The sequence below is a fragment of the Pseudomonas taiwanensis DSM 21245 genome (genome assembly GCF_000425785.1).
Classification (GTDB): Bacteria; Pseudomonadota; Gammaproteobacteria; order Pseudomonadales; family Pseudomonadaceae; genus Aquipseudomonas; species Aquipseudomonas taiwanensis.
Map to the genome: position 1 here is coordinate 105694 of NZ_AUEC01000012.1, position 15650 is coordinate 121343.

14 protein-coding genes and 1 tRNA gene are annotated in these 15650 nt (G+C 61.1%); 11 read left to right on the forward strand and 4 right to left on the reverse strand.

All coding sequences use genetic code 11. From position 1 onward, the window contains the following. The first annotated feature begins 40 nt into the window (after nt 1-40). From H620_RS0104325 to H620_RS0104360, 8 genes are all read left to right on the forward strand, one after another. Nucleotides 41-125: transfer RNA gene (locus H620_RS0104325), tRNA-Leu, on the forward strand. 395 nt (nt 126-520) lie between these two features. Further along, on the forward strand, nt 521-820 hold the full coding sequence (locus H620_RS0104330; protein ID WP_027906792.1) for a DUF6388 family protein: 300 nt from the start codon (nt 521-523) through the stop codon (nt 818-820). 247 nt (nt 821-1067) lie between these two features. Next, nucleotides 1068-2378, forward strand: a complete 1311-nt coding sequence (gene tig, locus H620_RS0104335) for a trigger factor (protein ID WP_027906793.1) — start codon at nt 1068-1070, stop codon at nt 2376-2378. A gap of 91 nt (nt 2379-2469) precedes the next feature. Further along, nucleotides 2470-3111 carry an ATP-dependent Clp endopeptidase proteolytic subunit ClpP gene (clpP, locus tag H620_RS0104340; protein ID WP_003259400.1) on the forward strand — a complete coding sequence of 214 codons (642 nt, stop codon included), beginning with the start codon at nt 2470-2472 and terminating at the stop codon, nt 3109-3111. A gap of 108 nt (nt 3112-3219) precedes the next feature. Further along, nucleotides 3220-4503 carry an ATP-dependent Clp protease ATP-binding subunit ClpX gene (clpX, locus tag H620_RS0104345; protein ID WP_023379635.1) on the forward strand — a complete coding sequence of 428 codons (1284 nt, stop codon included), beginning with the start codon at nt 3220-3222 and terminating at the stop codon, nt 4501-4503. Between the two features lie 152 nt (nt 4504-4655). After that, nucleotides 4656-7052, forward strand: a complete 2397-nt coding sequence (gene lon / locus H620_RS0104350; protein WP_023379636.1) for an endopeptidase La — start codon at nt 4656-4658, stop codon at nt 7050-7052. 151 nt (nt 7053-7203) lie between these two features. Then, a complete protein-coding gene (hupB, locus tag H620_RS0104355) occupies nt 7204-7476 on the forward strand; it encodes a nucleoid-associated protein HU-beta (protein WP_011533117.1) in 273 nt (90 codons plus the stop codon). Between the two features lie 184 nt (nt 7477-7660). Then, complete coding sequence (locus H620_RS0104360; protein ID WP_027906794.1) at nt 7661-9532, forward strand: SurA N-terminal domain-containing protein; 1872 nt, start codon at nt 7661-7663, stop codon at nt 9530-9532. 109 nt (nt 9533-9641) lie between these two features. Here H620_RS0104360 and H620_RS0104365 read toward each other — a convergent pair whose 3' ends face one another. After that, a complete protein-coding gene (locus tag H620_RS0104365; protein ID WP_023379638.1) occupies nt 9642-10682 on the reverse strand; it encodes a patatin-like phospholipase family protein in 1041 nt (346 codons plus the stop codon). Between the two features lie 166 nt (nt 10683-10848). Between H620_RS0104365 and H620_RS0104370 the strand changes: the two genes are divergently transcribed. From H620_RS0104370 to H620_RS0104380, 3 genes are all read left to right on the forward strand, one after another. Beyond that, a complete protein-coding gene (locus H620_RS0104370; RefSeq protein WP_023379639.1) occupies nt 10849-11127 on the forward strand; it encodes a hypothetical protein in 279 nt (92 codons plus the stop codon). Between the two features lie 14 nt (nt 11128-11141). Then, nucleotides 11142-11912, forward strand: a complete 771-nt coding sequence (locus H620_RS0104375; RefSeq protein ID WP_049818698.1) for a CHAD domain-containing protein — start codon at nt 11142-11144, stop codon at nt 11910-11912. Between the two features lie 86 nt (nt 11913-11998). Beyond that, a complete protein-coding gene (locus H620_RS0104380) occupies nt 11999-12796 on the forward strand; it encodes an acyl-CoA thioesterase (RefSeq protein WP_027906796.1) in 798 nt (265 codons plus the stop codon). Nucleotides 12797-12833: 37 nt separating this feature from the next. Here H620_RS0104380 and H620_RS0104385 read toward each other — a convergent pair whose 3' ends face one another. The 3 genes from H620_RS0104385 to H620_RS0104395 form a co-directional block, all read right to left on the reverse strand. Next, nucleotides 12834-13202 (reverse strand): Mpo1-like protein, encoded by a 369-nt coding sequence (locus H620_RS0104385; protein WP_027906797.1) that lies wholly within the window; start codon nt 13200-13202, stop codon nt 12834-12836. 75 nt (nt 13203-13277) lie between these two features. After that, complete coding sequence (locus tag H620_RS0104390; protein ID WP_023379644.1) at nt 13278-14756, reverse strand: methyl-accepting chemotaxis protein; 1479 nt, start codon at nt 14754-14756, stop codon at nt 13278-13280. Between the two features lie 88 nt (nt 14757-14844). Beyond that, nucleotides 14845-15642 carry a TatD family hydrolase gene (locus H620_RS0104395; RefSeq protein WP_023379645.1) on the reverse strand — a complete coding sequence of 266 codons (798 nt, stop codon included), beginning with the start codon at nt 15640-15642 and terminating at the stop codon, nt 14845-14847. Between the last annotated feature and the right edge of the window lie 8 nt (nt 15643-15650).

Here is a 15650-nt window from a genome sequence, read left to right on the forward strand (position 1 = left end):
TTGATCGAATGGTCGGGCGCCTTTATGTTATCTGCTGTATGCGGACGTGGTGAAATTGGTAGACACACTGGATTTAGGTTCCAGCGGCGCAAGCTGTAAGAGTTCGAGTCTCTTCGTCCGCACCATCTTTTGCATTGAAAAGCCGCTTATTGCGGCTTTTGTGCCTTTTGGGGCGTGTCTTGAGTTGTTGGCTGGTGCGGGTATCGAGCGCCGCCCACGCGGCGCATCGCGAGCAAGGCTCGCTCCTGCGTCTGTTTCGGGCCGGTACCGCCAGTGACAGACGCGCGCGACCGCCTTGTTTGACGACGCGATATCGCGTCGAGTGCCGAAGCGTTTGAGCGCAAATCTCGCAGGAATGATTGGCCCGAAACGAACGTAGGAGCGAGCCTTGCTCGCGATGCGCCGTGCGAATTGCTGGATTCCCTCCCCCCTTGCAATCCTCTGGTGGCGCCCCAATAAAAGCTGTTAGATTTCAGCCGGTTGAAACACCGGACCATCTGGCCGGCAGAGGAACAACCCAATGATTGCAAAAGAAGCCCGTCAGGCCCTGGCGCTGCAGCGCTTCGCCGAAGCCAATCCGCAGCTGCTCGAAGAGATTTGCGAGCTCGATGCCCGTGAGCAAGCCCAGCAGATCGAATGGGCCTTCGAGGATGCCGCCGAGGAGCAGGGTATCGAGCCCTGGGAGCTGGCGCTGCAGTTGATCGCCGAAAGCCCTGAGCAACTGCAGGCGATGCGCCTGGAGACCCATCGCGAAGTGGCCGAGGCGCTGGGGATGGAGTGGGAAGAGTACTGCCAGTTCAACGAGATCGACCCTGAGTAAACAGTGTCGCTTGCCCTGGCAGTTGTTTGACAAGGTATTTCGGTTGTGTGCCGCCCAAGGCGTCGCGCAGCCTCCTTATATAGAAGGGCCCGGCGGTGCGCCGTGCGGGCCTTGCAAGTTAATCGACCGGCGTGGTTTTCCGTCGTCCCGGGTGGGGTGACTTCTGGTGCGCGACTCACTAGAATGTTTGCCCTTGATTCTGGAGTCGGGCTATCGCCGGCTAACGTCTGTGCAACGAGGAATATCCATGCAAGTTTCTGTTGAAAACACTTCCGCTCTCGAGCGCCGCATGACCATCGCCGTTCCGGCCGAGCGCGTCGAGAACGAAGTCAACAAGCGTCTGCAGCAGACTGCCAAGCGCGCCAAGGTCGCGGGCTTCCGTCCGGGCAAGGTGCCAATGAGCGTGATCCGCCAGCGCTTCGAGGGCGATGCCCGTCAGGAAGTCTTCGGTGACCTGGTCCAGGCTTCCTTCTACGAGGCGGTTGTCGAGCAGAAGCTGAACCCGGCTGGTGCTCCGTCCGTTGAGCCGAAGTCCTTCGAGAAGGGCAAGGACCTGGAATTCGTCGCTGTCTTCGAAGTCTTCCCAGAGTTCACCGTTGCGGGCCTGGAGTCGATCAAGGTCGAGCGCCTGAGCGCCGAAGTGGCTGACGCTGACCTGGACAACATGCTGGAAGTGCTGCGCAAGCAGAACGTGCGCTTCGAAGCCGTCGAGCGCGCCGCCGAGAAAGACGATCAGGTCAACATCGACTTCGTCGGCAAGATCGACGGTGAAGCCTTCGCCGGTGGTTCGGCCAAGGGCACTCAGCTGGTGCTGGGCTCCGGCCGCATGATCCCAGGCTTCGAAGATGGCCTGGTAGGCGCCAAGGCTGGCGAAGAGCGCGTTGTCAACGTGACCTTCCCAGAGGACTACCAGAACCTGGACCTGGCTGGCAAAGCCGCCGAGTTCACCATTACCGTCAACGCCGTTGCCGCGCCTCAGCTGCCAGAGCTGAACGAAGAGTTCTTCGCCCAGTTCGGTATCAAGGAATCGACCCTGGAAGGCTTCCGCGCCGAAGTTCGCAAGAACATGGAGCGTGAGCTGCGTCAGGCGATCAAGAGCAAGGTCAAGAACCAGGTCATGGACGGTCTGCTGGCCGCCAACCCGATCGAAGTGCCGAAAGCCCTTCTGGAAAACGAAGTCAACCGCCTGCGCGTCCAGGCTGTTCAGCAGTTCGGTGGCAACATCAAGCCTGAGCAGCTGCCAGCCGAGCTGTTCGAAGAGCAAGCCAAGCGCCGCGTTGTGCTGGGCCTGATCGTCGCCGAAGTGGTCAAGCAGTTCGAGCTGAAGCCGGACGACGTCAAGGTTCGCGAGATGATCGAAGAAATGGCTTCGGCTTACCAAGAGCCTGAGCAGGTCATCGCCTGGTACTACAAAAACGACCAGCAACTGAACGAAGTCCGTTCGGTTGTGCTGGAAGAACAAGTTGTAGATACTGTTCTGCAGAAAGCGACTGTGACCGACAAATCGGTCTCGTACGAAGAAGCAGTAAAACCAGCACAGGCTCCAGCCGCTGAGTAATACGTTTCTCTCGTAGGAAACCCCCACAAGCCAGCCTTCGCGCTGGCTTGTGCGTATTCAAGCCATGACTATTTGGGAGTGAGCGCAGGACATGTCCCGCAATTCTTATATTCAGCAGAGCTCTGACATCCAGGCCGCAGGCGGTCTGGTCCCGATGGTTATCGAGCAGTCCGCCCGTGGCGAACGTGCCTATGACATTTACTCGCGCCTGTTGAAGGAGCGAGTGATCTTCCTGGTTGGCCCTGTAGAGGACTACATGGCGAACCTGGTGGTGGCGCAACTGCTGTTCCTTGAAGCGGAAAACCCGGACAAGGATATCCATCTGTACATCAACTCTCCGGGCGGCTCCGTGACTGCTGGCATGTCGATCTACGACACCATGCAGTTCATCAAGCCGGACGTCTCGACCATTTGCATCGGCCAGGCCTGCAGCATGGGCGCCTTCCTTCTGGCGGCCGGTGCCAAGGGCAAGCGTCACTGCCTGCCGAACTCGCGTGTGATGATCCACCAGCCGCTGGGCGGCTTCCAGGGTCAGGCCACCGATATCGAGATCCACGCCCAGGAAATCCTCAACATCAAGGCGCGCCTGAACGAGCTGCTGGCCTACCACACTGGCCAGGACCTGGAGACCATCAAGCGCGACACCGAGCGTGACAACTTCATGAGCGCCTCGCGCGCGGCCGAGTACGGCCTGATCGACTCGGTATACGACAAGCGGCAACTGGCCTCCTGAACCCAGGTGCCAGAGCAGGTAGGTGCCGAAAGCGCCTACCTGCGGACTTGAAAAAGCCCGCAATTGCCTTCATCTTGTGTTGCAAGCCTACCGGATTGGATCGATCGAATGACTGACACCCGTAACGGCGAGGACAGCGGCAAATTGCTCTATTGCTCCTTCTGCGGCAAAAGCCAGCACGAAGTGCGCAAATTGATTGCCGGGCCCTCGGTATTTATCTGCGACGAGTGCGTCGACCTGTGCAACGACATCATCCGTGAGGAGGTGCAGGAAGCCCAGGCCGAAAGCAGCGCGCACAAATTGCCTTCGCCGAAAGAAATCAGCGGCATCCTGGACCAGTACGTAATTGGTCAGGAGCGCGCCAAGAAGGTGCTGTCCGTAGCGGTGTACAACCACTACAAGCGCCTGAACCAACGTGACAAGAAGGGTGACGAGGTCGAACTCGGCAAGAGCAACATCCTGCTCATCGGGCCAACCGGCTCGGGCAAGACCCTGCTCGCCGAAACCTTGGCACGTCTGTTGAACGTACCGTTCACCATCGCTGACGCCACGACCCTGACCGAAGCCGGTTATGTGGGCGAGGACGTCGAGAACATCATTCAGAAGCTGTTGCAAAAGTGCGACTACGACGTGGAGAAGGCCCAGATGGGTATTGTCTACATCGACGAAATCGACAAGATTTCACGTAAGTCGGACAACCCGTCGATTACCCGCGATGTATCGGGTGAGGGCGTGCAGCAAGCGCTGTTGAAACTGATCGAAGGCACCGTCGCCTCCGTACCGCCGCAAGGGGGCCGCAAGCACCCGCAACAGGAATTCCTGCAGGTTGATACCCGCAACATCCTGTTCATTTGTGGTGGCGCCTTCTCGGGCCTGGAAAAGGTCATCCAGAACCGCTCCACCAAAGGTGGCATCGGTTTCGGCGCGGAAGTGCGCAGCAAGGAAGAAGGCAAGAAGGTCGGTGAGTCGCTGCGTGAGGTCGAGCCGGACGATCTGGTGAAGTTTGGCCTGATCCCCGAGTTCGTTGGCCGTCTGCCAGTGCTGGCGACGCTCGACGAGTTGGACGAGGCTGCACTGATGCAGATCCTCACCGAGCCGAAGAACGCCCTCACCAAGCAATATGCCAAGCTGTTCGAGATGGAAAGCGTGGACCTCGAGTTCCGCAGCGACGCCCTCAAGGCCGTCGCCCGCAAGGCCCTGGAGCGCAAGACTGGCGCCCGTGGCCTGCGTTCGATCCTCGAAGGCGTGCTGCTCGACACCATGTACGAGATTCCTTCGCAGAAGGATGTCAGCAAGGTGGTGATCGACGAGAGCGTCATCGAAGGCACTTCGCAGCCGCTGCTGATCTACGAAAACAGTGAGCCGCAAGCCAAGGCCGCACCTGACCTCTGAGTCGGGCGATGGCAACAAGCAAGAAGGGGCCTACGGGCCCCTTTCTGCTTTTCCTTCTCCAGCGCTTGTAATTTGCCAAGCCTGCCCCCACATTAGGTCCAAGCATAATTTCCACCGGTTTCCGGCCATAAGGCCGCTGTAGAGGCGAAATCATGAAGACCACCCTCGACTTGCCTCTTTTGCCATTGCGCGATGTCGTTGTTTACCCGCACATGGTTATCCCGCTGTTCGTGGGGCGCGAAAAGTCTATCGAAGCCCTCGAGGCCGCGATGACGGGCGAAAAGCAGATTCTCCTGCTTGCCCAGAAGAACCCAGCCGATGACGATCCGGGCGAAGACGCCCTGTATCGTGTCGGTACCGTTGCCACCGTGCTGCAACTGCTGAAATTGCCTGATGGCACCGTGAAGGTGTTGGTCGAGGGCGAACAGCGCGGCGCGGTCGAGCGTTTCACCGAAGTTGAAGGGCACATCCGTGCCGAAGTGTCCCTGATCGACGAAGTCGACGCCGCCGAGCGCGAGTCGGAAGTCTTCGTGCGTACCCTGCTGTCGCAGTTCGAGCAGTACGTCCAACTGGGTAAGAAAGTCCCCGCCGAGGTGCTGTCGTCGCTCAACAGCATCGAAGAGCCGGGCCGCCTGGTCGATACCATGGCTGCCCACATGGCGCTGAAGATCGAGCAGAAGCAGGAAATCCTTGAGATCGTCGACCTGCCGGCCCGTGTCGAGCATGTGTTGGCGCTACTGGATGCGGAAATCGACCTGCTGCAGGTGGAAAAACGCATCCGCGGTCGGGTCAAAAAGCAAATGGAGCGCAGCCAGCGCGAGTACTACCTGAATGAGCAGATGAAGGCCATTCAGAAGGAGCTCGGTGACGGCGACGAAGGCCACAATGAAGTCGAAGAGCTGAAGAAGCGCATCGAAGCCGCCGGCCTGCCCAAGGACGCACTGGCCAAGGCCCAGGCCGAGTTGAACAAGCTCAAGCAGATGTCGCCGATGTCGGCCGAGGCCACGGTGGTCCGCTCCTACCTCGACTGGCTGGTGCAGGTGCCGTGGAAGGCCCAGAGCAAAGTGCGCCTGGACCTGGCCAAGGCCGAGGAAATTCTCGATGCCGACCACTATGGCCTGGAAGAGGTCAAGGAGCGCATTCTCGAGTACCTCGCCGTACAGAAGCGCGTAAAGAAAATTCGCGGCCCGGTGCTGTGCCTGGTCGGTCCGCCTGGCGTCGGCAAGACCTCGCTGGCCGAGTCGATCGCTGCCGCCACCAACCGCAAGTTCGTGCGCATGGCCCTCGGTGGCGTGCGTGACGAAGCCGAGATCCGGGGTCACCGTCGTACCTACATCGGTTCGATGCCGGGTCGTCTGATCCAGAAAATGACCAAGGTGGGTGTGCGCAACCCGCTGTTCCTGCTCGACGAAATCGACAAGATGGGCAGCGACATGCGTGGCGACCCGGCTTCGGCGCTGCTGGAAGTGCTGGATCCGGAGCAGAACCACAACTTCAACGACCACTATCTGGAGGTCGATTACGACCTCTCGGACGTGATGTTCCTCTGCACCTCGAACTCGATGAACATCCCGCCGGCGCTGCTCGACCGCATGGAAGTCATCCGTCTGCCGGGCTACACCGAGGACGAGAAGATCAACATCGCGGTCAAGTACCTGACCCCGAAGCAGGTCAAGGCCAACGGTTTGAAGAAGGAAGAGCTCGAGATCGACGTCTCGGCCATCCGCGACATCATTCGCTACTACACCCGCGAAGCCGGTGTGCGTGGCCTTGAGCGGCAGATCGCCAAGGTATGCCGCAAGGTGGTCAAGGAACATACCGGGCAGAAGCAGGTCAAGGTCAAGGTTACCAGCGAGCAGCTCGAGCACCTGCTTGGCGTGCGCAAGTTCCGCTATGGCCTGGCCGAGCAGCAAGACCAGATCGGCCAGGTTACCGGCCTTGCCTGGACCCAAGTGGGCGGCGAATTGCTGACCATCGAGGCCGTGGTGATTCCGGGCAAGGGCCAGTTGATCAAGACCGGCTCGCTGGGCGATGTCATGGTCGAGTCGATCACGGCCGCGCAGACCGTGGTTCGCAGCCGTGCCCGAAGCCTGGGCATTGCCGCCGATTTCCACGAGAAGCACGACGTGCACATCCACATGCCAGAGGGGGCAACGCCCAAAGACGGGCCGAGCGCGGGTATCGGCATGTGCACTGCGCTGGTGTCGGCACTGACCCAGATTCCGGTGCGCGCCGATGTTGCCATGACCGGTGAGATCACCCTGCGTGGCCAGGTTCTGGCTATCGGCGGCTTGAAGGAAAAACTGCTGGCGGCACACCGTGGCGGGATCAAGACGGTGATCATTCCCGAGGAGAATGTTCGCGATCTGAAGGAGATTCCGGAAAATATCAAACAGGATCTTCAGATCAAACCCGTCAAATGGATTGACGAAGTCCTGCAAATTGCGCTGCAATACGCCCCGGAGCCCTTGCCAGATGTGGCTCCGGAGATAGTCGCGAAAGATGAAAAGCGCGACGGCGATGCTAAGGAAAGAATCAGCACGCACTAGTAGTTTTTAGCTGGGGGGCTTTCCTTGACAGTTTTTTCGGGGCCTTGCTATAAAGCGGCACGCTATTGTCAACAAGCCGCCCAGCGCACGTTTCATAAGCTTTTCATTACATACTTAGAAACAAACTCAATAGAGAATAAGGGGACTTAGAGTGAACAAGTCGGAACTGATTGACGCTATCGCCGCATCTGCTGACATCCCGAAAGCTGTAGCCGGCCGTGCGCTGGACGCAGTCATCGAATCCGTCACCGGCGCCCTGAAGCAAGGTGACGATGTGGTACTGGTTGGCTTCGGTACCTTCTCGGTCAAGGAGCGCGCCGAGCGCACCGGCCGCAACCCACAGACCGGCAAGGCTATCAAGATCGCTGCCGCCAAGGTTCCAGGCTTCAAGGCTGGTAAAGGCCTGAAAGACGCCGTCAACTAAGTCGTCTCTTTCAGCCGGTCCTGGCTTGGCCAGGTCCGACCGCGTGGCGGTGGGGCGCAAACGTTCCCGCCGAGCACGCCCGCTTTGAGAAGGCGCATCCACCGGATGCGCCTTTCTTCATATCAGGACTCTACCCACGCTCCGCGGTTGTCGACGCAGTGGTACAACCGTTTCTGGGGGACGCATGCTGCAAAATATCAGGGACAATTCACAAGGTTGGATTGCCAAGACCATCATCGGCCTCATCGTCGTGCTGATGGCGTTGACCGGGTTCGAGGCCATTTTTCAGGCCGCCACTCATTCGCAGGACGCCGCCAAGGTGAACGGCCAGACCATCAGCCAGAACGAGCTGAGCCAGGCCGCGGACATGCAGCGTCGTCAGCTGATGCAACAGCTGGGCAAGGATTTCGACCCTGCGCTGCTGGATGACAAGATGCTGCGCGACGCCGCGCTCAACGGGCTCATCGAACGCAAACTGCTGCTGCAGGGAGCCGAGGACGCCAAGTTTGCCTTATCCGAGGCAGCGCTGGATCAAGTGATCCTGCAAAGACCGGAATTCCAGGTCGACGGCAAGTTCAATGCCGACCGTTTCGACCAGGTCATCCGCCAGATGGGCTATGGCCGCATGCAGTTCCGCGACATGCTCGCCGAAGAAATGCTCATCGGCCAACTGCGTACCGGCCTTGCCGGCAGCAGCTTCGTCACTGACAAGCAGGTGGAGGCATTCGCTCGCCTGGAAAACCAGACCCGTGACTTCGCTTCCCTGACCTTCAAGGCCAACCCGGCTGTGGTCAAGGTCAGCGACGAAGAGGTCAAGGCGCATTATGACGAGCATGCCAAGGAGTTCATGTCGCCGGACCAGGTGGTCATCGACTACATCGAGTTGAAGAAGTCGGTGTTCTTCGACCAGGTCAAAGTGACCGATGACGAGCTCAAGGCCCAGTACGAGAAAGAAATCGCCAACCTGGCCGAACAGCGCCATGCCGCTCACATCCTGATCGAAGTCAACGACAAGGTCAGCGATGCCCAGGCCAAGGCCCGCATCGAGGAAGTCGAGCAGCGTCTGGCCAAGGGTGAGGATTTCGCCGCCCTGGCCAAGGAGTTCTCCCAGGACCCTGGCTCTGCCAACAGCGGTGGTGATCTCGGTTTCGCTGGCCCGGGCGTCTATGACCCCGCCTTCGAGGATGCGCTGTACAAGCTCAAGGACGGTCAGGTATCGGCTCCGGTGCGCACCGAGTTCGGCTACCACCTGATCAAGCTGCTGGGCGTGCAGGCGCCGGAAGTACCGAGCTTTGCCAGCCTCAAGGACAAGTTGACTCGCGACCTGAAGCTGCCGCTGGTCGAGCAGCGTTACGTCGATGCCGCCAAGCAGTTGCAGGATGCCGCTTACGAGGCGTCCGACCTGGTTCAGCCGGCCCAGGACCTGAACCTGAAGGTGCAGACTTCGGCACCGTTCGGTCGTGAAGGCGGCGAAGGTATCACTGCCAACCGTGCGGTGATCCAGGCGGCATTCTCCGAAGAAGTGCTGGAGGAGGCTGCCAACAGCACCGCCATCGAGCTCGACCCGGAGACCACCGTGGTGCTGCGCGTCAAGGAGCACCGCAAGCCTGAGCAACTGCCGCTGGAGGCCGTGGCCAAGAACATCAGGGAGCACCTGGCCAAAGAGAAGGCTACCGCCGAGCTCAAGGCCAAAGCCGACAAGCTGATTGCAGGTCTGCGCGATGGTTCCATCGCCGCGGGTGCTGCATACGAAGGGCAGGGGTGGACTGCACATGAAGCCGTTACCCGTGGCCAGGACGGTATCGACCCGGCCGAGTTGCAGGCGCTGTTCCGTCTGGCCAAGCCGCAAGCCAAGGACAAACCGGTGTTCGGCAGTGTGGTGCTCAATGACGGCAGCCTGGTAGTGCTGCAACTCAAGGGCGTGAACGAAGGCGCCGCCGCTAGCGACGAGGAGAAGCTGCAGATCCGCAGCTACCTCGCTTCGCGGGCCGGTCAGCAGGACTTCGCGGCCTACCGCAAGCAGCTGGAAGCCAAAGCGGACATCACTCGTTACTGAGTGGTTGCTGCAAACCGAAACAGGCCGCTCATGCGGCCTGTTTCGTTTCTGCGGCTTGGGTTGGCCTCATCACCGGCAAGCCGCTACCGCGGGGTAAGGGGGCGGAGGTCTAACGCTTCTCACCCTCGTAGTTATCGAGGGTATCCCGGGCAATCTCACGCCCCAGTGCGATCAGCTCAGGCGCCTTGTAGAACTCAAAGAACCGGCATACACGTTTGGGCACGTTGATCAGCACATCCGGCGGGTACCCTGCGATCTTGTACTGCGCCAGCGAGGTTTGCATCACTTCGAAGCTCTGGTTGATCAGGTCCAGCAGTGACGCCGGACCGACGTTGTCGATGATGAACGAGCCGGTGGCTGACTTGGGGGCACCTTCGCGCTCCGGAGCTGCCGCAGGCTGCTGAGCTTCGGGGTCGGCGACGTCGGCGAGCCAGGGGTTGGGGGGCGCGAGCCCCTCGGCGACGATCTCCTGTTCGATACGTATCAACTCTTCTGCGGGCTTGCGCCGGAACGGCAAGCGCGACCCCAGCGAGGTCAGCAGCGCGTCGAAGCGCATCTTGAAGGCTGCCGGGCGCTCGATGACAGGCAACTGATACTGTTTCTGGTTGGTGGCGTTGAGATTGACCGCGATGATCAGATCGCAGTGGCTGGATACCACCGGCACGATTGGCAGCGGGTTGAGGATGCCGCCGTCGACCAGCATGCGATTGCCCTGCATCACGGGCGTGAACAGGCTCGGAATGGCCGCCGAAGCACGCATGGCCTGGTGCAGGCAGCCCTCCTGGAACCAGATTTCCTGCTGGTTGGTGAGGTCGGTGGCTACCGCCGTGTAGGGTATGCGCAACTGTTCGATGTTGATTTCGCCGACGATCTTGCGAATCTGGCCAAACACCTTGTCGCCGCGAATGGCGCCAAGGCGGAAGCTGACATCCACCAGGCGCAGCACATCCAGGTAATCGAGGCTTTCGATCCAGTTGCGGTAGTCGTCGAGCTTGCCGGCGGCGTAGATGCCACCAATCACCGCGCCCATGGAGCAACCGGCAATGCAGGCGATATCATAACCGCGCCGTTCGATTTCCTCGATCACGCCAATGTGGGCGTAGCCCCGAGCCCCACCCGATCCCAACACCAGCGCTACACGTTTGTTCATGATCGTTCCCCGGCTTGTGCAACCATTGTCCAACAATGCACGCTTTGATGCCTGTGCTTCAATGTAGACCGCGCTGGACTACTCTAAGCAAGGCATATCGAGCAGGGCACTTTTCAGCGGACCGTGCGTCGAACAGCCACACTTATTTTCTTTTGAGGTAACACTGATGAAAGCCTGGATCTGCCTTCCTCTGATTGCCCTGGCCCTTGCTGGCTGTGCGGGCAAGACGGCCTACCGTGACAGCTGTGCGACCCAGTTGGATGCCGCCTGGAAGGAGCTCGACCTGGCCAAGGCCGAAGGCTTTGCCGGTACCGTCAGTTACTCCAAGGCACTGTCGCTGTTGACCGGGGCCAAGACCCAGCAACAGTTCGAAGGCTTCGAAGGGTGTACCCGCAAAGCCGAGAAGGCACGCTTCTATATCCGTGAGTCCCGCGCCGGGCGCTGACCGGGGAGCGTCATATGTCCACCAGCATGCTCGATCATGTCGTTGCCCAGATCCTGAACCTGCAGGTGCGACTGTTGGCGAGTCGCGAGCGTCTGGCTGCCGATACCGACAGCGAGGCGCTGCATGATCTGCGCACCAGCCTACGGCGCTTGCGTAGCCTGTTGCGGCCGTTGCGCGGGTTGCCTGGGGTGGAGCAACTGGAAGATGCCGCCAGGGCGTTGGGTAGCCTGACCACGCCATTGCGAGACCGTGAGGTGCTGGGTGCAGAGCTGGTTCGCCGTGGCATCGTCCAGGCGGGGAAGCGGCGTCTGGAAGGGCGGGGCAATACCTTCGCCAGCGTGGCGAACAGCGCGCAACTAGGCCGGGTGCTGGCCATTCTCGATGCGTTTCCCTTGTTCCTGCGTGCGGCTGATCGTGAGGGGCTGACCAAGTCGCTCGACAGGCGCATCGACAAGCGTCTGGACAAGCAATGGCGCAAATTGCGCAAGGCGCTGGCCGACCCTGCCCATGACCGGCATCGCTTGCGTTTGCTGATCAAGCGAGCCCGTTATGGTGATGAAGCCTATCCGCAACTGGGGCATACGGGGAAGAAACTGCGGCGTCTGCTCAAGCGTGCGCAGGGTGACCTGGGCGACTGGCATGATCGGCTGCAATGGCTGATACAGGCTCGCGAGCAGGCGGACCTAGCCTCCTGCGGTGCGGACTGGGAGCAGGAGTTGCATGAGGCCGAGCGTCAGTCCGATGTCACCTTGGATGCCCTGCAGGCGGCGCTTGAGCACAGATAGCCCTGCAAATGACCGAAATGCGGGCTGATGGCTCGTGGCAGGGCCTTTAGTATGGCCTCATATGCCTGCCCGAGGAGCCTTGCCCCGTGAACTTCGATCAATTGCTCAATGCTGTAGGAGCGCAATCCGAACCCATCAGCATCCCACCTGAGTGGGCCCAGGGCCGCGCTGTGTTCGGTGGCCTCATGGCGGCCATGGTCTACAAGGCCATGAGCTTGAAACTGCCTGACGATCGGCCGGTGCGTTCGCTGGCCATCAGCTTCGTTGCCCCGGCTGCCCCCGATGTACCGATACGCTTCGAGGCCGAGGTGCTGCGCGAGGGCAAGGCGGTTAGCACGCTGCTGGGCCGAGCCGTGCAAGGTGGTCAGGTCGTCACCCTGATCCAAGGCAATTTTGGTGCGGGGCGGCCTTCGGTGGTCGACGTGCCAGCACAGCCTGCGATCCCCATGAAGGCGCTCGAAGCGTCTGCCCCGGAGCTTCCCTATATCAAAGGAGTCACCCCGGAGTTCATGCGCCATGTGGCCCTGCGCTGGGCGATCGGTGGTCTACCGTTCAGCGGCAATGCATCACGGCAGATGGGGGGCTGGGTGCGACTGCGCGATGTTGCACAGGCGCAGGTCAACGTAGCTCACCTGCTCGCCCTGGTCGATGCCTGGCCGCCCAGCCTGATGCCCTTCCTGAAACAGCCGGCGGCGGGCAGTACCCTGACCTGGACCATCGAGTTCATCCAGCCGACGCCGAAACTGTCGACCTTGGACTGGTGCCGCTATTGCGTCGAAACCGAACATGCCCGCGATGGCTACGGACACGCGGCGGCAGCCCTGTGGACGGCCGACGGTGAGTTGCTGGCGCTGAGCCGGCAAACGGTCACGGTATTCGCCTAGCGGGTGCGAAGCAGGACGCCCACAGGAGGGAGGAGCTTCAATGCCGATGTTTGTGTCGCTCTCGCCAGGCACGCCACCAGGCGCCGCTGAGCACGAACCGCGGAAAGGTGATGAACTGCTCGGTCAGCAGGCGTTTTACGGCATCCTTGCGGTTGGCGAAGGGTTCCGGTTGCTCGGCTTCCAGGCGATGGCCTTGGCGCTGCATGCCAAGGCCTGCGATCAGGGCGATGACACCGACTGCGATCTGGCCCAAGTCCAGCGCGACGATACCCGACAGCACCAGTAGCGCGCCCAGGATGAACAGCGGCACCGCGATCAGGTGGAGCACCAGGTTGGTGGGGTGGCGGTGGTTGTGATGGTAGCCGCGCCATTGCCAGGCGGGCAGATTGGGCAGACGTTTGCTCATGGGCATTTCCTCTCGGTCATGCCCAAAGCTTAGTGCCGCCGAGGATCGGCAGCCAATCGACGCTGGCTATGGTGACTATAGCTTGAGTTGGCCAATAGCCTTGTTCAGTTCCCCGGCCAAGGTCGCCAGTTCGCTGCTGGTGGTGGCCGAGCCGACGGTCTGCTGCACGGTTTCTTCGGTCACGTCGCGAATGCTCACCACCGCGCGATTCATCTCTTCGGCGACTTGGCTTTGCTGCTCCGCGGCCACGGCGATCTGGGTATTGCTCTCGCGCATCTGCGCCACGGCGTCAGTGATCTCTGCCAGGGCGATGCCGGCTTCCTGCGCTTGCTTGACGCAGTCGTCAGCCTTGTACGAGCTCTCTTGCATGAACTCGACGGCATCGCGGGTGCCGGACTGCAGCGCCGCGACCATGGTGGTGATTTCGTCGGTGGAGGTTTGTACGCGCTTGGCCAGGTTGCGCACCTCGTCGGCGACCACGGCGAAACCGCGGCCCAGGTCGCCGGCGCGGGCGGCCTCGATAGCGGCGTTGAGTGCCAGCAGGTTGGTCTGTTCGGCAATGCTGTGAATGACGCTGACCACACCGTTGATCTTCTGGCTGTCATCAGCGAGCTGGCGGATCATTTCGGCGGTTTGTTGCACGCCGCTGGACAGCCCGGAGATCGAATCCTGAACCCGGTTGACGACATCCTTGCCGCTCCCGGCCAAGGTATCAGCGGTCTGCGAAAGGTCGCGGGTGGCGCCGGCGTGCTGGGCGATGTGATGCACGGTGGCCGACATCTCGTTGATGGCCGTGGCGGCCTGGTCGGTTTCGCTCTGTTGGCCAAGCATGCCGTGGCGCACCTCGTTCATGCTCGCTGCCAGGCGCGCAGCGCCGGAGTCCAGTTGCGCGGCGGTACGTGCCACGGTGCTGACCACGCGGTGATAGGTCGACTGCATGGCATTGAAGGCACCGGCCATCTGGCCGACTTCATCGCCACAGGCCAAGGGGACCCGCGCCGACAAGTCGCCGGTTTTCTCCACGTGCAGCATGACGTCCTTGAGGGTGTTGAGTTGGCTCAGCAGGAAGCGAATCAACAGTTGCGACGCGCAGAGCATCGCCAGCATCAGGATCAGCACGCACACTGCATAGTTGGTGAAACGGTCAAGGAACACCTGGCGCAGGCTCGGCGAAGCGGCCAGCACCGCAACCTGCTGGTTGCCATGGCGCAGTACTTGGGCGCCACGTAGCGGGTTGTCGCCGAGGATCCAGGCGGCGGGTAACTCGACCCAGCCCTGGGCATCGCGCAGGCCTTCCACGGGTTCGCCGGCATAGGTTGGAGTTTGCCCGGACTGCCAGGTGATGACATTGGCCTGCACGGGCAGGGCTTGCCCGGTTGGCCAGGCAGCCAGTAGCGCTGCCTGGGCGGATGCCTGGCCCTGCGCGGCTTCCGCCCGGGCGCGTTGCTCCAGGTGCACGGCGTACAGCACCAGTAGCAGGGTCGTGACGAAGGCCACCGCGTTGACGGCCCAGAACTTGTACTTCAGGGAAACATTGCTAATCCAGGCACCCATGGGCAGGTCTTCTCTGAGTTGAGCGGGAACATTGTTGGCAAGGTGCCATCATTGTGCCCGGGCAAGCCAGCGCCTGTGTTGATATGCGTCAACGGAGCCCGAAGAAGGCCCGTGCCGTTGCCGTGGTGTGGGCGGCGGTGTGCTCCAGCGATTCGCCACGATGCAAGGCCACCTCGCGCAATACTTCGGGCAGGAACGCTGGCTCGTTGCGTCCATTCTTCGGTTTTGGCCGTAGGCTGCGCGGCAGCAGATAGGGCGCATCGCTCTCCAGCATCAGCCGGCCTTCGGGGATGTTCCCAACCAGAGGGTGCAGGTGGGTTCCCCGGCGTTCATCGCAGATCCAGCCGGTCATTCCGATATGCAGGTCGAGGTCCAGGTAGCTGAACAGCGCCGCGCGCTCGCCTGTGAAGCAGTGCACCACAGCGGCAGGCAGGTGGTCGCGGAAGTCCTTGAGCACCGCCAGCAGGCGTTCGCTGGCGTCGCGCTCGTGCAGGAACACCGGCAGGCGCAATTCGGCGGCGAGCGCCAGCTGGGCTTCCAGGGCTTTTTCCTGCAGCGGGCGAGGGGAGAAGTCGCGGTTGAAATCCAGCCCGCATTCGCCGACTGCACGCACCCTTGGTTCGTTCAGCAGTTGGCGCAACTGGCGTTCGCTGTCGGCATCCCAGGATGTGGCGTCATGGGGGTGCACACCGGCGGTGGCGAACAGGTGGCGGGCGTCTGCATCGAGCTGCTGACACAGGGCCAGGGCCTGTTCGCTGATTTCCAGGCTGGTGCCCGTCAGGACCATCTGAGCCACACCGGCCTCGATGGCGCGTTCGACAATGGCCGCCTGTTGATCATGAAAGCTGCTGTTGGTCAGGTTGACGCCGATATCGATCAGTTGCATGGTGCTAC